Origin of the sequence: Georgenia sp. TF02-10 (genome assembly GCF_022759505.1) — a bacterium.
Lineage (GTDB): Bacteria > Actinomycetota > Actinomycetes > Actinomycetales > Actinomycetaceae > TF02-10.
Genome location: NZ_CP094289.1, coordinates 1,131,986 through 1,147,366, shown reverse-complemented (window position 1 = coordinate 1,147,366; position 15,381 = coordinate 1,131,986). Strand labels below are relative to the sequence as shown.

General features: G+C 73.7%; 16 protein-coding genes and 1 pseudogene. 7 read left to right on the top strand and 10 right to left on the bottom strand.

Going from position 1 to position 15,381, the window contains the following annotated elements:
• Positions 1-46: 46 nt before the first annotated feature.
• A complete protein-coding gene (locus tag MF406_RS05180; protein ID WP_242893081.1) occupies positions 47-1,411 on the bottom strand; it encodes an NF041680 family putative transposase in 1,365 nt (454 codons plus the stop codon).
• A 78-nt stretch (positions 1,412-1,489) separates the two neighbouring features.
• Here MF406_RS05180 and MF406_RS05175 point away from each other — a divergent pair, with 78 nt between their 5' ends.
• Positions 1,490-1,861: a DUF6788 family protein gene (locus tag MF406_RS05175; RefSeq protein ID WP_242893078.1), complete on the top strand. Its 372-nt coding sequence runs from the start codon at positions 1,490-1,492 to the stop codon at positions 1,859-1,861.
• An 8-nt stretch (positions 1,862-1,869) separates the two neighbouring features.
• On the opposite strand, the gene MF406_RS05170 is transcribed toward MF406_RS05175, so the two are convergent.
• The 5 genes from MF406_RS05170 to ychF all read right to left on the bottom strand — a co-directional run bounded on the left by MF406_RS05170 (position 1,870) and on the right by ychF (position 5,184).
• Complete coding sequence (locus MF406_RS05170) at positions 1,870-2,733, bottom strand: 2-phosphosulfolactate phosphatase (protein WP_242896909.1); 864 nt, start codon at positions 2,731-2,733, stop codon at positions 1,870-1,872.
• A gap of 25 nt (positions 2,734-2,758) precedes the next feature.
• Complete coding sequence (locus tag MF406_RS18695; protein ID WP_256463937.1) at positions 2,759-2,893, bottom strand: hypothetical protein; 135 nt, start codon at positions 2,891-2,893, stop codon at positions 2,759-2,761.
• A 270-nt stretch (positions 2,894-3,163) separates the two neighbouring features.
• Entirely contained in the window at positions 3,164-3,445 is a 282-nt protein-coding gene (locus tag MF406_RS05165) for a type II toxin-antitoxin system Phd/YefM family antitoxin (protein WP_242896908.1), read from the bottom strand.
• A gap of 245 nt (positions 3,446-3,690) precedes the next feature.
• Entirely contained in the window at positions 3,691-4,035 is a 345-nt protein-coding gene (locus MF406_RS05160) for a hypothetical protein (RefSeq protein ID WP_242896907.1), read from the bottom strand.
• A gap of 63 nt (positions 4,036-4,098) precedes the next feature.
• On the bottom strand, positions 4,099-5,184 hold the full coding sequence (gene ychF, locus MF406_RS05155) for a redox-regulated ATPase YchF (protein ID WP_242896906.1): 1,086 nt from the start codon (positions 5,182-5,184) through the stop codon (positions 4,099-4,101).
• A 71-nt stretch (positions 5,185-5,255) separates the two neighbouring features.
• On the opposite strand from ychF, the gene MF406_RS05150 reads away from it, so the two are divergent.
• On the top strand, positions 5,256-6,494 hold the full coding sequence (locus MF406_RS05150) for a DNA recombination protein RmuC (RefSeq protein ID WP_242896905.1): 1,239 nt from the start codon (positions 5,256-5,258) through the stop codon (positions 6,492-6,494).
• A gap of 89 nt (positions 6,495-6,583) precedes the next feature.
• Here MF406_RS05150 and MF406_RS05145 read toward each other — a convergent pair whose 3' ends face one another.
• Entirely contained in the window at positions 6,584-7,657 is a 1,074-nt protein-coding gene (locus MF406_RS05145; RefSeq protein WP_256463953.1) for a 4-hydroxy-3-methylbut-2-enyl diphosphate reductase, read from the bottom strand.
• A 313-nt stretch (positions 7,658-7,970) separates the two neighbouring features.
• Here MF406_RS05145 and MF406_RS05140 point away from each other — a divergent pair.
• The 5 genes and pseudogenes from MF406_RS05140 to MF406_RS05120 form a co-directional block, all read left to right on the top strand.
• Positions 7,971-8,429 (top strand): annotated as a pseudogene (locus tag MF406_RS05140) (UPF0158 family protein); the annotation flags it as partial.
• 174 nt (positions 8,430-8,603) lie between these two features.
• Positions 8,604-9,047 carry a DUF3151 domain-containing protein gene (locus tag MF406_RS05135; protein ID WP_242897691.1) on the top strand — a complete coding sequence of 148 codons (444 nt, stop codon included), beginning with the start codon at positions 8,604-8,606 and terminating at the stop codon, positions 9,045-9,047.
• Between the two features lie 196 nt (positions 9,048-9,243).
• On the top strand, positions 9,244-10,575 hold the full coding sequence (xseA, locus tag MF406_RS05130) for an exodeoxyribonuclease VII large subunit (RefSeq protein ID WP_242896904.1): 1,332 nt from the start codon (positions 9,244-9,246) through the stop codon (positions 10,573-10,575).
• 4 nt (positions 10,576-10,579) lie between these two features.
• On the top strand, positions 10,580-10,945 hold the full coding sequence (locus tag MF406_RS19025) for an exodeoxyribonuclease VII small subunit (protein ID WP_371744605.1): 366 nt from the start codon (positions 10,580-10,582) through the stop codon (positions 10,943-10,945).
• Positions 10,942-12,096, top strand: a complete 1,155-nt coding sequence (locus MF406_RS05120; protein ID WP_371744603.1) for a carbohydrate kinase — start codon at positions 10,942-10,944, stop codon at positions 12,094-12,096. The genes MF406_RS19025 and MF406_RS05120 overlap by 4 nt, the downstream gene beginning before the upstream one ends.
• Before the next feature lie 144 nt (positions 12,097-12,240).
• On the opposite strand, the gene MF406_RS05115 is transcribed toward MF406_RS05120, so the two are convergent.
• From MF406_RS05115 to MF406_RS05105, 3 genes are read right to left on the bottom strand one after another with little or no spacing between them, the layout of a single operon-like run.
• A complete protein-coding gene (locus MF406_RS05115; protein WP_242896903.1) occupies positions 12,241-13,509 on the bottom strand; it encodes an ABC transporter ATP-binding protein in 1,269 nt (422 codons plus the stop codon).
• Between the two features lie 48 nt (positions 13,510-13,557).
• A complete protein-coding gene (locus tag MF406_RS05110; RefSeq protein ID WP_242896902.1) occupies positions 13,558-14,406 on the bottom strand; it encodes a carbohydrate ABC transporter permease in 849 nt (282 codons plus the stop codon).
• Positions 14,406-15,374, bottom strand: a complete 969-nt coding sequence (locus MF406_RS05105; protein ID WP_242897689.1) for a carbohydrate ABC transporter permease — start codon at positions 15,372-15,374, stop codon at positions 14,406-14,408. Before MF406_RS05105 ends, MF406_RS05110 begins: the two co-directional genes overlap by 1 nt.
• Positions 15,375-15,381: the final 7 nt, after the last annotated feature.

Below are 15,381 nucleotides of genomic sequence, written 5' to 3'. Positions count from 1 at the left end.
GCGAACCAGTAGCGAAGCCTCCGCACCTCAGCTTGCGTTTTAACCTCTACGCGGCCTTCTTGATGGCTGGGTGTCGGGTTCGTGGGCCGGTTCGGGTGCCGGGGGGTCGTCCGGGTCCGGGGGTGCGGGATTTCGGTGCCCTGGCCATGGGGGGTAGGTGGGGCTGGAGCTGGCGAAATCCTCGCCGGACCCGGGCCGGGGAGAGCTTGGGGCGTGGTCGGGGTCGTTCCCAGGGGCGGCGGCAGTCCTCGACGAGGGTGCGGGCCAGGCGGAGCTGGGTGTAGGCGGCGGTGATGATCCAGGTCCACCGGTCGGCCTGCTCGGGGGTGCGCAGCGAGGGCGCGGTCCAGCCCAGGGTGTTCTTGTAGAAGCGGAAGGTGTGCTCGATGTCGAAGCGGCGCAGGTAGGCCCGCCAGCAGACGTCCAGGTCGGTGCCGTGGGGGCCTGTGACCCACAGCCACAGGACCTTCTTGGTGCGGCTTGTGGGCTTGGGCAGGTGCTCGACGTCCACCCGCATGATCGTCCCGCGCACGATCGGGACGACGTCGCTGTCCTTCCAGGGGCCGCGGCGGCCGAGCTTGGGGTGCAGGTCGTGCCAGGCGTCCACCCGCACGGTGCCGTACCGGTCGTCGGTGGCGGTGATGCTGTGGTCGGGGGTGGGCCAGGAGGCGACCTCGCGCAGGGCGCGGCGGGCCCCGTGCCGGCGGGGCCGCCCGGCCCGCCCGGCCGGGGCCGGCTCGGGGTCGGCGTAGAACACCCGGTCGTCCCGGATCCGGACCACGATCCCGGCGCGGACCCCGGCCAGGGCGTGGGTCAGGCCGGGGGCGTCGTAGCCGGCGTCGAAGGCCACGACCGGGACCTGCTCGGTGGCCCCCAGCCGGGCGACCAGGCCGGTGACCTGGGCGGCGGTGACGGTGGTGGCATCGGCGGTGGGGTCCAGGCGGACCACGTCCACCGGCGCGGTCCAGGAGTCCTTGGCCCAGCTGAGCTGGACCAGGTGCTGGTAGGACCAGCCGGCCACGATGGGCTGCCCGGCGGAGTGGGTGGAGGCGGAGTAGTAGAACCCGCGCCCCGGGCTGGTCTCGGCATCGCACCGCGGCCAGGTCGTGGCGTCCATCGCGAAGACCAGCGGCCAGCCGCCGGGACGGTGGGCCGCGAGCAGGTCACGCACCGCGCCGGCGTCGACCCGCCCCCGGGCCAGGGCCTTGTACAGGCTGCCGTGCGAGCGGCGGAACACCGGCTCCAGGGACAGCGCCGGCACCGAGGTCACCGGGCCGGGCGTGCACAGCACCGCCTCGGTCAGCTCGAAGGCGGCGTCCGCCCAGCCGGTCCAGGCCTGGTAGAAGCCCTCCCGGAAACCGACCAGCCCGGCCCCGCCCGGGACGCTGAGCGATCTGTCGTCGTGGACCATGCTGCCTCCTTCGCCAGACAGTAGCCATACTGTCTGGCAGAGGATGGAGACCTCGTCCGACACGCCGGAGGAACCACGATGAACTCATCGACAGCCCAGGAGCTCGCTGCCCACCAAGACCGCTACCGCGAGCTCGCCGCCCGCATCGCCGACCTCGGCCTGATCAGCGCGGGCAGCATCACCCGCCGCTACACCAGGTGCGCCACCCCGGGCTGCCGCTGCCGGGCCGACCCGCCACAGATGCACGGGCCCTACTGGCAGTGGACCGCCAAGGTCGACGGCAAGACCGTCACCCGACGGCTCACCCCGACCGAGGCGGGCCTCTACCAGGAGTGGATCGACAACGACCGCCAGCTCCGCCACATCGTCGCCCAGATGCGCCAGGTAGCCGCCAAGGCCACCGCACTCATCCTCAACGACGCCAAGGACCAGCAGACCTCACAGGTTTAAACGCAAGCTCAGACGTTGCGGTGCGGCGTCGCGACGTCACCGTGACGCCCAGCGGGGCCGAAGGATCCGTCGATCAGCACCGGCACGGCTTTTGACGCGTTGAGTGCAACCGCTGCCTCGACGTCCGACCGGAAGTCCTTGCCGGCGAGCTCGCGCGCACTGACGCACTCGCTCATGCGCTCGACGAGGCTCCCCTGCACCGCTTGGAATAGGTCAACGGCTGCCAACGCCTCCGGGCTCATGCTCCGCCGGTACCCTCGACGAGCCAGGGAAGCGAGAATGGCTCCGGCGCCGAGGTGGTCTTCGAGGGCGGGCCGCAACGAGTCGTCGTCGTCCCACCGTTCGCCCGCCGCGATGACCGAGACGGAATCGCCGCGGTCGAGCCGTACCGCTAGCCACTCGGCTACGGCACCTGCGTTGCGCAGGCACCCGGCTGCCACCCTGGACCCGGACTCGCCCAGCGCCGCCGCGATCGTTGATCCATTGGGCGAGGGCAGGACCAGGCGGGAGGCCGGTGCACACTGGAGAAGACAAGCGGGCGACAGCGAAGGGGCGGGGACCGTGGGCGACGTGGTCGCCTCGAGGCGGCCGACAGCGAGGACGGCGTCGTGCTCCCGTGCGAAGGCCTCTGCTCGTGCGCCCTCCCATGGGTAGGGGTAGACCCGCATCCCTCGCTCGACGGCGATGCAGACCGAGGTCGAGAAGCTCAGCACATCCACGACAACGGAGACGTCAGCCGCGGTGGCTCGGGCGCCAGCAGGACCCCAGTCCAGGCGCACGGCATAGTGGTGTTGCCCGAGCAGGTTCGCTACTTCGCTCATTCCCATCACCAGAGGTCGGACCATCCGGACGTTGAAGCGAAACTCAACCACGTTCCGGCGGATAGGGCCATCTGGTTCAGGGCAGGATCGCCACCCCGGGCGCGACCACATCAATTCCTGCAGACTCTGCCGCCTCGCCGAGGCTACGGTCGTAGGTGAGGATGGCCGAGGCATCGAGTCGCATGGCGGCCTGAAGGTGCAGCGCGTCCAAGGTGCAGATGCGGCATGGGGTAGAACCCGGCACTGAGGCACACAGCTCGGTCGAGGGCCGCGAGCGCAACACCGTCGAGGACGCGAGCCGCGTCGGACTGGTCGAGGCCTTCCCCGACTGCTGCGCGGCGCAACTCGGTCTCAAACAGATCGCTGGCGACGAGGGTTGCAGACGTCTGGTCCAGCCAGTCCATGAGCGCCGGACTCTCAGGCTGGTCAATCAGCAGAGCTCTGAGTGCAGACGTGTCGACGTAGATAACCGGAGTTGAGGTCACACCCGGTCCTCGCGTAGATCGTCGACGATCCCGACGACACTCTGCCCCCCGGTCTTTCGCTCGATGGCGAGCGCACTCCATCCCCCCTCACGACGCGCCGGGCGCGCGATGGTCAGGCCAGGAGCGGGAGCATCCATCGGCACGATCTTGCCCACGGGCACCCCACCGTTGGTCAGGACGAACGAGTGCCCCTCGCTGACAGCACGAAACACTCGACCGGACTCGTTGCGCAGTTCGCGCTGCGACAGGCTCTCCATCTGTGGCTCGATGATGCCCATGTCCCGATTGTCGCACGCGTGCTACAACGTTGCTGAGGCAGGCGTGCCCCAAACGACGACGCCGTGGACGACCCGTCCCTGACGGTCAGAACGGTGGCGAACTCTCCGTGCAGATTCACGGCTGCGACCGCCGCCGGGTCACGGGACGGAAACACCCTGCCTCCCTGTCGGATCGTCAAAGCCGCGCGACAGATCGACCACGGCCGGGGTCGGGTTGTCAGCGGACGAAGGGAGCCGAGGCCTGCTCAGGCTAGCTCCGACCGCCCGCGGAGTAGCGTGCCAGCATGGATAAGCCACGCGTTCTCCAGATCGGGATGGACCCGTCGGTCATCGACTTCTCGCCGTGGCGAGGTCAGGACGTGGACAAACTTCGAGCGCGCATCGCCAAGGCCGAAGCCGCCTTGAGGCGCGAAGGACTTGACGTCATCACGTGCCTCGTGCCCGACGATGTCGACGCCGCCGAGGAGATGGTGCGGGGGTGCCTGGCGGACCGCAACTTCGACGTGGTCGAGATCGGATCCGGGATGCGGACCTCGCACGAGTACACCCTGATCTTCGAGCGGGTCGTCAACACGGTCATGGCCGTCCACCGGGTGTGCCGCTCACTTTCAACGATTCACCCGAGACGACCCTTGACGCCGTCCGTCGCGGCCTCAAACGTTGAACCTGAACTCCACCACGTCGCCGTCGCGCATGACGTAGTCCTTGCCCTCGACGCGGACCCTGCCGTGCGCGCGGGCCTCCTGCATCGAGCCGAGCGCGACGAGGTCGTCGAAGGAGACCACCTCGGCCTTGATGAAGCCGCGCTGGAAGTCGGTGTGGATCACCCCGGCCGCCTGCGGGGCGGTCCAGCCCTGGTGGATCGTCCACGCCCGAGCCTCCTTGGGCCCGGCGGTGAGGAAGGTCTGCAGCCCCAGGGTGCGGAAGCCGACCCGGGCGAGCTGGTCCAGGCCCGACTCGCTCTGCCCGGTCGCGGCGAGCATCTCCGCCGCCTCGTCCGGCTCGAGCTCGACCAGCTCGGACTCGAGCTTGGCGTCGAGGAAGATCGCCTCCGCGGGGGCCACCAGCGCGCGCAGCTCGGCCTGCATCTGGGTGTCGGCCAGGCCGGCGTCGTCGGTGTTGAAGACGTAGATGAACGGCTTTGCGGTCATCAGCTGGAAGGTGGCGAGGACGTCCGGGTCGAGGCCGGCCTGCGCGGCGCCGGCGGAGAGGAGCGTCCCGCGCTCGAGCAGCGCGAGCGCCCCCCGGGCGGTGTCCAGCACCTCGGCGGGGGTCTTCTTGCCGCGGACCTCCTTCTCCAGCCGCGGCAGCGCCTTCTCCAGGGTCTGGATGTCGGCCAGCGCGAGCTCGGTGGAGACGGTCTCGATGTCCGCGCGCGGGTCGACCTCGCCGGTGACGTGCACGACGTCGGGGTCGTTGAAGGCGCGGGTGACCTGGCAGATGGCATCCGCCTCGCGGATGTTGGCCAGGAACTGGTTGCCCAGCCCCTCCCCCTCGGAGGCGCCCTTGACGATGCCGGCGATGTCGACGAAGGAGACGGTGGCCGGGACGATCCGGGCCGAGCCGAACATCTCCGCCAGGGTGGTCAGGCGCTCGTCGGGCAGCGGGACGACGCCGATGTTCGGCTCGATCGTGGCGAAGGGGTAGTTCGCGGCCAGCACGGTGGCGCGGGTCAGCGCGTTGAACAGGGTGGACTTGCCGACGTTGGGCAGGCCGGCGATGCCGATGGTGAGAGCCACGTGGGGGGAGTCTACGTGCCGGGGCCGCGCCGGTCCGCGGCGATGTCGGTGGGCCCTGGCACGGTGGGGGCATGGCTGAGACGGGGTGGTTGGTGGCGCTGCTGGCGCTGGTCCTCGGCGGGGTGGTCGGGTTCGCCGCGGCGACGGCGCGGGCCGCTGCCGCGCGGGCGACGGCGCAGGACGCGGTGTCCCGGGCGGGCGCCGAGGCGGCCGCGGCCCGGGCGCGGGCCGAGCGGCTGACGGAGGAGGTGGCCGGGCTGCAGGACCGGGCCCGCCGGGACCACGACGTGCTGCGCGCCCTGGCGCCGGTCCAGTCCGCGCTGCACCAGGTCGGTGAGCACGTGGCGCTGCTCGAGCGGGAGCGCACGGAGCAGTTCACCGTCCTCACCGAGCAGCTCCACCACGCCCGGCGCACCGACGCCGAGCTCCAGCGCACGACGGCGCAGCTGGAGTCGGCGCTGCGGTCCACCTCCGCCCGGGGCCAGTGGGGCGAGGTGGAGCTGCGCCGGGTGCTCGAGGCGGCCGGGATGCTGCGGCACGTCGACTTCACCGAGCAGCGCGCCGTGGGCAGCGGCGGCCGGCCGGACGTCGTCGTGCACCTGCCCGGCGGCAAGTACCTGGCCGTGGACGCCAAGGTGCCGATGGATGCCTACCTGGAGGCGGCCGCGCTCGGCGCGCGGGCCACCGGGGCGGCCGAGCGGCGGGAGCGGCTGCTCGCCCAGCACGCCAAGGCCCTGCGCGGGCACGTCGACGCCCTGGCCCGACGGCGGTACCACGACCACCTGCCCGGCTCGCCGGAGCTGGTCGTGCTGTTCGTGCCGTCCGAGGGGCTGCTCGCCGGGGCGCTGGAGGCCGACCCGGCCCTGCTCGACCACGCGCTGCGGCAGGGCGTCGCACCGACCGCGCCGGCCTCGCTGCTGGCGCTGCTCAAGGCGGTGGCGGCGGTCTGGTCCACCGAGCAGGTGACCACCCAGGCCAAGGAGCTGCTCGCGCTGGGCCGCACCCTGTACGACCGGCTAGGGACCGTGGCCGGGCACATCTCTCAGCTAGGCCGCGCCCTGGAGTCCACCGTCGTGCAGTACAACCGGATGGTCGGCTCGGTGGAGTCCCGCCTGCTGGTCACCGCGCGCACCTTCGAGGGCCTGGGCGCGGAGGACCTGCGGGTGGGGCCGCTGGACCCGGACCGGGCCCAGGTGCGCCGGCTGCTCGCCGCCGAGCTGACCGGCCCGGACGAGCTGGCCGACCCGGAGGAGCTGGCCGGCCAGGACGAGCTGGCCGGACCGGAGGAGAAGGTGCGGGCAACCGGCTGAGGGTTCAGGACAGCGGCCGCCACGGCGCGAGCCGTCGGTAGGCGGTTCAGGACCGGGGGACCTGGGCGGCAGGATCGGAAGGCGGAGGCTCAGGCCCGGGCGGCCGCCGGGCGCGCGCCGGCGCGGCGGGGGCGGCGCGGCCGGTCCGGCTGCCCGCCGGCGCCCTTGAGGTCCGCGCGGAGGTTCTTGGGCAGGGAGAACATGATGTCCTCGGTCGCGGTGCGGACCTCCTCCACGCCGGTGAAGCCGAGCTCCTGGAGCCGCTCCACCACCGTGCGGACGAGGATCTCGGGCACCGAGGCGCCGGAGGTCAGGCCGACGGTGGTGGCCCCGGTCAGCCACGCCGGGTCGATCTCGTCGGCCTTGTCCACCCGGTAGGCGGCGCCGGCGCCGGCCTCCAGGGCGACCTCGACCAGCCGGACGGAGTTGGAGGAGTTCGCCGAGCCGACCACGATCACCACGTCGGCGTCGGGGGCCAGCTTCTTCACGGCCACCTGCCGGTTCTGGGTGGCGTAGCAGATGTCGTCGCTCGGCGGGTCCTGCAGGTGCGGGAACCGCTGGCGCAGCAGGTTCACCGTCGTCATGGTCTCGTCCACGCTAAGGGTGGTCTGGGAGAGCCAGATGACCTTCTCCGGGTCGCGCACCTGGACCTGGTCGACCTCGTGCGGGCCGTTGACCACCTGGATGTGCTCCGGCGCCTCGCCCTGGGTGCCCTCGACCTCCTCGTGGCCGTCGTGGCCGATGAGCAGGATGTCGTAGTCGTCGCTGGCGAAGCGGACGGCCTCCTTGTGGACCTTCGTCACCAGCGGGCAGGTGGCGTCGATGGTGGCCAAATTCCGGGCCGCGGCCTGGGCGTGCACGGCCGGGGAGACGCCGTGGGCGGAGAAGACCACCCGGGCGCCCTCGGGCACCTCGTCGGTCTCGGCGACGAAGACGGCGCCGCGCTGGCTGAGGGTCTCCACGACGAACTTGTTGTGCACGATCTCCTTGCGCACGTACACCGGCGCCCCGTACAGCTCCAGCGCCTTCTCGACGGCGTCCACGGCCCGGTCCACGCCGGCGCAGTACCCGCGGGGGGTCGCCAGCAGGATCCGCCGGCCGTCCGGCGACGGCTCGGCGGCGACCGGCGCCGGGAACGCCGAGGCGCCGGCGAGCGACGTCACGGGGGGCACCGGGGCGGCGGGCTGGTCGGGGGTGGGCACGCCTCCAGGGTACGTGGGGCCCGCCGGGCCGGCTATTCCCGCCCACCGTCGTCCGCGCCACACCGGCGCCGGCCGACGGCGGCCGTCCCCGTTGCCCACCGTCCGCAGGTGGGGCACCGCGCCGGGCGGGCGGTGCGGGCGCTGACGCCCGGCGCCGGTGGCGCCACCTTCCGCGGGCAGGGCGCCACGCTCGGGCGGCGGTGCGCGCCAGGCCCGGCGCCGGTGGGCGTGCTGGCCTCGCGGCCGCCCGCGAGGCACGCTGGGGCAGAGATGAATGGACTCACTGGGGGCAAGGAGGGACGGAGCGGAGATGCTGAAGCTGGACGAGGTGGACCTGCGCGGGGTGATCGACGGCCTGAGCAACGGGTCCGTCGAGCTGTCGGTGTGGTTCGACCCGGCGACCGGCCAGGTCGAGTACCGCGACGCCGGCGCCGAGGACCTGGACGAGGACGCGGACCACCCGGCGGAGCGGGGCCTGGTCGAGGTCGAGCCGATGGGCTCCGCGGAGGGGTACGCGGACATGGCCGACTTCGTCGCGGAGGTGCAGGACGAGCGCGCGCGGGACCTGCTCGCGGTCGCCATCCAGGGCCGGGGGGCGTTCCGCCGCTTCCGGGACGTCCTCCACGGGTTCCCCGAGCTGGCGGAGCGGTGGCGGACCGGGCAGGACCGGCGCATGCGCGCCCGGGCGATCCGGTGGCTCGCCCTGAACGACCTGGTCGACCCGGCCGAGGCCGACGCCGAGCTCGACGCGCTCGTCGCGCTCAACGCGGCCGACGCAGCCCCGGCCGACGGCGCTGCCACGCCCTCGGCCGCAGGGACGCCGTCGGGCACCGCCACGTCCTCGGGCACCACCGCACCATCCGGCCCTCCCACGCCGTCGGCCACCGCCCTGCCGTCGGGCGACGACATGCCGGCGGGCACCCCCGTGCCGGCCGAGACGGACCGGCCCAACCTGCTCGCCGGCCAGGCGACGCTGCTGCCGGACGAGACCGACCGCGCCGCCCGGGCCGCGCTCGCCGCCGGCACCGACCCCCGGACGGTGGCCGCCCGGCACCCCGCCTCGAGCCTGGCCTGGGCGACGCTCGCCCGTGCCGCGCTGGCCGACGGGGACGCCGTCGCCGGCTACGCCTACGCCCGCACCGGCTACCACCGCGGCCTGGACGCCCTGCGCCGGGCCGGGTGGCGCGGCCAGGGCCCGATCCCCGCCGGGCATGAGCCGAACCAGGGGTTCCTCCGGGCCCTGCTGGCGCTGGCCGACGCCGCCGCGGCCATCGGCGAGGAGGACGAGGCCGCCCGGTGCGCGACCTTCCTCGACGACGCCGACCCGGACGCCCGCCGCCTGCTCGGCTGACCACTGCCCGGGGCCCCCGTCCGAGCACGGCCCGGGCCGTCCCTCGCCCGGGCACCGTCTTAGCCTTGCTCGCCCGGGCACGGCAGCACGGCAGCACGGCAGCACGGAGCACGGAGCACGGAGCACGGAGCACCGCGCACCGAGCACGGCCCGGACCGTCCCCGCCATGTCGGTGGCGGGTGAGAGGGTGGACGCCGTGATCAGCCCCGCCCCCGCCGCCCCGCGCCGCCTCGCCGACAAGGCGCTGGAGACCACCGCGGAGAACCCCTGGCCGGTGCGGCTGCTCTCGGCCAAGATCGCCGGGTACGTCGACCGGATGGCACCGGTGTGGGTGGAGGGCCAGGTGGTCCAGCTCAACCGGCGCCCCGGCGCCTCGCTGGCCTTCCTGACGCTGCGCGACGCCGTCGCCGACATGTCGCTGCCGGTGGCCGTCCAGCCCCGGGTGCTCGGCCGGGTCGACGTCCCGCTGGCCGAGGGCGCGCACGTCGTCGTGCACGCCAAGCCGGTGTTCTGGCCCAAGCGCGGCACGCTGCAGCTGGAGGCCGACGAGCTGCGCCCGGTCGGCGTGGGCGAGCTCCTCGCCCGGATCGAGCAGCTCAAGCGGGTGCTCGCCGCCGAGGGCCTCTTCGACGCCGACCGCAAGCGGCCGCTGCCGTTCCTGCCCCGCCGGGTGGGCCTGGTCTGCGGGCGGGAGTCCAAGGCGGAGCACGACGTCGTGGTCAACGCCCGCGCCCGCTGGCCCGCCCTGGCCTTCACCGTCCGGGAGGTCGCCGTCCAGGGCGCGGCCGCCGTCGCCGAGGTCAGCGCCGCCATCGCCGAGCTCGACGACGACCCGGACGTGGACGTCATCGTCGTCGCCCGGGGCGGCGGCGGGGTGGAGGACCTGCTGCCGTTCTCCAACGAGGCGCTCGTCCGGGCCGCCGCGGCCTGCCGCACCCCGCTGGTCTCCGCCATCGGCCACGAGACCGACACCCCCCTGCTGGACCTGGTGGCCGACTACCGCGCCTCCACGCCCACCGCCGCGGCCCGGCGGGTGGTGCCGGACGTCGCCGAGGAGCGCGCCGCGCTGGCCCGGGCCCGCGGTCGGCTGCGGGCCGCGCTCACCGGGCTGACCACCGCCGAGCAGCACCGGCTCGACGCCGTCCGCTCCCGCCCCTGCCTGGCCGACCCCACCACCCTGGTCACCCGCCGCGCCGAGGACGTCGCGAGGCTGCGGTCGGCGGCGCGGCAGGGCTTCACCTGGCGGACCGAACGGGCCGGCGCGGAGCTGACCGCCGTGCACGGCCGGCTGCGGGCCCTCTCCCCCGCCGCGACCCTGGCCCGCGGCTACGCGGTGCTCCGCACCCGGGACCAGACGGTGGTGCGCTCCAGCGCCGAGGTCGTCCCCGGGGACCGGCTCGAGGCGCTCCTGGCCGCCGGCCGGCTGGGGGTGGAGGTCCGCGCGGCCGCCCCGCCCGACGGGCCCGGCGGCACCGCCGCGACGGGCCGGGCCGCCGGCCGGCCGAGCCCCGCCGATCTGGAACACTGACGCCGTGAGCCAGAACGAGGCACCCGACGTGGAGTCGCTGAGCTACGAGCAGGCCCGGGACGAGCTGGTCGAGGTCGTCCGGCGGCTCGAGGCCGGCGCCGCCACGCTGGAGGAGTCCCTCGCCCTGTGGGAGCGCGGGGAGGCGCTGGCCGACCGGTGCCAGTCCTGGCTCGACGGCGCCCGCCGCCGGCTGGACGCCGCCCGCCGGCCCCCGGGCGACGACGCCCCCCGGGCCGGCGACGACGGCGCGCCGGGCTCCGACGCGCCCGGCACCGGCGCGCCGGGCACCGCCGACACCCGCGCCGGTCGGCGCACGGACGCCACGGCCCTGGACGCGGCCGCCGCGCTCCCCGAGGAGGAGGAGAGATGAGCATCGGTACCCCGAGCCCGGAGGGCGCCGAGCCCACCGGGCCGGTCCCGCCCCTGGACGGCCCCCAGCCGGACAGCGACCGACCGACGGTGCGCTCCGACCGTGCCCCGTCCGCGGCCGAGGACCCCTTCCGGCCGACCGACGACCCCGAGCTGGCCGGCCCGCCGCCGGCGCCGACGTCGCCCGCGTACGGGCGCGACCAGCACGCCGGCCTGCCCGGCGAGCACGGCACCGAGCAGGCGATGGTGATCGGCGAGGCGCTCATCGACATCGTCGAGGCCCCCGGCCAGGAGCCGCGGGAGCACCCCGGCGGCTCGCCGGCCAACGTCGCCGTCGGGCTCGCCCGGCTGGGCCGGCCGGTCGAGCTGGTCACCTGGTTCGCCCCGGACGACCGCGGCGCCACGCTGCGCGCGCACCTGGAGGCGGAGAACGTGTCCGTCTCCGCGGCCTCCGCCCGGGCGCCGCGCACCTCCACCGCCCGGGCCCGGCTGGACGAGACGGGCGCGGCCACCTACGTCTTCGACCTGGAGTGGGCCCCGCCCGCCCCGGAGGCCGGCGCGCCGGTGCACGTGCACACCGGCTCCATCGCCGCCGTGCTCGAGCCGGGCGACCGCACCGTGCTGGCCACGGTGAGCCGCCACCGCGGCACGGCCACGATCAGCTACGACCCCAACGTCCGGCCCGACCTGATGGGCACCACTGCCCAGACCCGGCCGCGGGTGGAGGCGCTGGTGAACCTCGCCGACATCATCAAGGCCTCCGACGAAGACCTCGCCTGGCTCTACCCCGAGCTCGACCCGGCCCAGGTCGCCCGGCAGTGGGCCGGCCGCGGCCCCGCCCTGGTGGTCCTCACCCGCGGCGACGCCGGCTCGGTCGCCTTCACCGCGGCCGGCGCCGAGGTCACGGTCGAGGCCACCCCGGTGGACGTGGTGGACACCGTCGGCGCCGGGGACTCCTACATGGCCGGGATCCTGGACGGCCTGTGGGCCCAGGGCCTGCTCGGCGCCGGGCACCGGGAGGCGCTGCGCGCCGTCGACCCGGAGGTCCTGACCGGCGTGCTGCGGCACGCCTCCCGCGTCGCCGGCATCACGGTCTCCCGGGCCGGGGCGAACCCGCCCACCCGCGCCGAGCTCACCGCCGCCCGGGTCTGACCGGCGGCGGGCCCGGCCGCAGACCAAGCCCGGGCGGCACCCAGGCGAGAAGCGCCGTCGGCCCACGGCTGCGGCCCGCCGCTCGGCGGGGCGCCGTCGGCCCCCGCCAGGCCGGCCGCCGTCGGCCCGCCGACCCGCCCCGCCTCAGGCCCGGGCCGGGGCCCGCTCCTCCTGCTGCCGACGGGCACGCTCCAGCGCCCGCTTCCGCTGCTCCTGCGCGTCCCGCTCGAGCTCCTCCGCCCGGGCCTCGTCCCGGGTCAGGTTCTCCCCGGACTCGGGGTCGAAGACGTGCAGCGAGGCCGGGTCGAACCACAGCTCGGCCCGGTCCCCGTCCCGCAGCCGGCTCATCGACTCCAGGGCGACGACGAGCTGGGTGCGCATGCCCTCCCCGTCCAGGTCCCGGTCGAGCTCCTCGAGCTTCTCCCGCACGCCCTCGTGGGTCTGGAACGGGATGTAGGCGTAGAGCACCTCGCCGAGCCACTCGGTGACGTCGACGTCGGCCTCGAAGACCACCCCCGAGCCGCGCCGGTCGCCGGACAGCAGGTCGGCCTCCTCGAACGCGTCCGGCCGCACCCCCACGATGACGAGGTCGCGGCCGGCGACGGCGGCCCGGAGCCGGTCGTCCAGCGGGACGTCGACGAACGGCAGCTCCAGCACGTCCCCGCGCACCGTGCCGGGCAGGAAGTTCATCGGCGGGGAGCCGATGAACCCGGCGACGAAGAGGTTGACCGGCTGGTCGTACAGCGCCCGCGGGCTGGCCACCTGCTGCAGGTCCCCGCGGCGCAGCACCGCCACCCGGTCCCCCAGGGTCATCGCCTCGGTCTGGTCGTGCGTGACGTACACGGTCGTGGTGGCCAGCGCCCGCTGCAGCCGGGCGATCTCGGTGCGCATCTGCCCGCGGAGCTTGGCGTCGAGGTTGGACAGCGGCTCGTCGAAGAGGAACGCCTTGGCGTCCCGGACGATCGCCCGGCCCATCGCCACCCGCTGGCGCTGCCCGCCGGAGAGGTTGGCCGGCTTGCGGTCCAGGTGCTCCTCCAGCTCGAGCAGCGCGGCCGCCCGGCGGACCTTGGCGTCGATCTCCTCCTCGGAGAACTTGCCCTTGGTCAGCCGCAGCGGGAAGGCGATGTTCTCGTAGACGGTCAGGTGCGGGTACAGCGCGTAGTTCTGGAACACCATGGCCAGGTCCCGGTCGCGCGGCGCCCGGTCGTTGACCACCTCGCCGTCGATGCGCAGCTCGCCGTCGGAGATGTCCTCCAGCCCCACGATCATCCGGAGCACGGTGGACTTCCCGCACCCGGAGGGGCCGACGAGGATGACGAACTCGCCGTCGGCGATGTCCAGCGACACCCCCTTCACCGCGGTGAACCCGTCGGGGTAGGTCTTGACCACGTTGTCCAGGGTGATCGAAGCCATCGGGACCTTCCTTCCTTCGCGGGCCGCAGCCCGTGACCTGAGTGGGCCTCAGCCCTTGACGGCGCCCTGGGTGAGGCCGGAGACGATGCGGCGCTGGAAGAGCAGCACGATGATGACCACCGGCACCGTCACCACGACGGCGGCGGCCGAGATGGCCCCGGTGGGCTCCTGGAACTGGGAGGCGCCGGTGAAGAACGCCAGCGCCGCGGGCACCGGGCGGGCGGCCGACGTCGAGGTCAGCGAGATGCCGTAGACGAAGTCGTTCCAGGCGATGAAGAAGGCGATGATCGCGGTGGTGAACACCCCGGGCGCGGCCAGCGGGACGACCGCCTTGCGGAAGGCCTGCCACGTCGTCGCGCCGTCCACCTGGGCCGCCTGCTCCAGCTCCCAGGGGATCTGCCGGAAGAACGCGGCGAGGGTCCAGATGGAGATCGGCAGGGTCAGGGACAGGTACGGGATGATCAGCCCGAGCCAGGTGTCGTACAGCCCGATCGACCGCCAGACGTTGAACAGCGGGGTCACGATGGAGATGACCGGGAAGATCGACACGCCCAGCGCCGTCGTGAGGATGATCCGCTTGCCGGGGAAGTCCAGCCGGGCGATCGCGTAGGCGCACAGGGTGGCCAGCACGACGGCGATGAGGGTGGCGATGAGGGAGATCCCGATCGAGTTCCGCAGCGCCGGCAGGAACAGGTCCTGCGCGCTGCCGCCCGGGGCGAGGATCGCGGTGTAGTTCTCCAGCGTCCACTCCGGCGGCAGCAGCGTGCCGGAGAACAGGCCCGCCTGGGTCTTGAAGGACGTCATGACGATGGACAGGACCGGGAACAGGGACCAGACCAGCACCAGGACGGCGATCACCGCCCAGCCGATCTTCTGGTTACGGCTCAGGGCACCCATCACTCGCCTCCCCGCGCGCTGGCCAGGTCCACCTTGAAGCCCTTGATCGCCACGAACGCGATGATCAGCACGCAGGCGAAGAGCAGGACCGAGATCGCCGAGCCCATCCCGATCTCCAGCCGCCCGATCGAGGTGCGGTACGCGAGCAGCGACAGGACCTCGGTGCCGTTGGCGCCGTTGGTCATGATGAACACGTTGTCGAAGATCCGGAACGCGTCCAGCGCCCGGAACAGGACGGCGACCATGATCGCCGCCTTCATGTTGGGCAGGATGACCCGCCGCAGCACCTGCCAGCTGGTGGCCCCGTCCACCTTGGCCGCCTCCTCCAGGTCCCCGGGCACCTGCGCCAGGCCGGAGAGGAGCAGCAGGGAGATGAACGGCGTGGTCTTCCAGACCTCGGAGGCGATGATGACGAACAGCGACGTCCACTGGCCGGCGAACCAGTTCAGCCCCGGCTCGATCCCGGGCAGCCAGTCGAACCAGTTGTTGACGTACCCGCCGGAGTTGATGTCGAAGGCGTAGAACCAGGCGAACGCCGAGACCACGGTGATGATCCCGTAGGGCACCAGGATCGCGGTGCGCAGCAGACCGCGCAGCCGGGTGGCGGCCCGGTGCATGACCATCGCCAGGGCGAACCCGAGCAGCAGCTCGATGACCACGGTGACCACGGTGATGAGCAGGGTGACCAGCAGGCTGCGCCAGAACACCCAGTCGCTCAGCACCACCCCGTAGTTCCCGACCCCGACGAACTCCCGCTCGCCGGGGGCGGTGAGCCGGAAGTTGAACAGGGAGTCGTAGACCGCCTGCAGGATCGGGTAGAGGGTGACGGCCAGCATGATGACGAAGGCCGGCCCGGCGAGCAGCCACCCGAGGCGGACCTCGGCCCGGGCCCGGTCCGAGCGGCGCCGGACCGGGCGGGGGCGGGTGGACGCCTGCTCCCGGGTCCGGTCCACCTGGACCGGCGGCATGGCTGAG

Excerpts from the sequence above, each read along its gene's own strand:
- MF406_RS05150 (WP_242896905.1), top strand. The coding sequence starts at position 5,256 with ATGGCTGAGACGGGGTGGTTGGTGGCGCTGCTGGCGCTGGTCCTCGGC.
- MF406_RS05135 (WP_242897691.1), top strand. The coding sequence starts at position 8,604 with ATGCCGGCGGGCACCCCCGTGCCGGCCGAGACGGACCGGCCCAACCTG.
- MF406_RS05175 (WP_242893078.1), top strand. The coding sequence starts at position 1,490 with ATGAACTCATCGACAGCCCAGGAGCTCGCTGCCCACCAAGACCGCTAC.
- MF406_RS05165 (WP_242896908.1), bottom strand. The coding sequence starts at position 3,445 with ATGGGCATCATCGAGCCACAGATGGAGAGCCTGTCGCAGCGCGAACTG.
- MF406_RS05120 (WP_371744603.1), top strand. The coding sequence starts at position 10,942 with ATGAGCATCGGTACCCCGAGCCCGGAGGGCGCCGAGCCCACCGGGCCG.
- MF406_RS05180 (WP_242893081.1), bottom strand. The coding sequence starts at position 1,411 with ATGGTCCACGACGACAGATCGCTCAGCGTCCCGGGCGGGGCCGGGCTG.
- MF406_RS05105 (WP_242897689.1), bottom strand. The coding sequence starts at position 15,374 with ATGCCGCCGGTCCAGGTGGACCGGACCCGGGAGCAGGCGTCCACCCGC.
- MF406_RS05115 (WP_242896903.1), bottom strand. The coding sequence starts at position 13,509 with ATGGCTTCGATCACCCTGGACAACGTGGTCAAGACCTACCCCGACGGG.
- MF406_RS05110 (WP_242896902.1), bottom strand. The coding sequence starts at position 14,406 with ATGGGTGCCCTGAGCCGTAACCAGAAGATCGGCTGGGCGGTGATCGCC.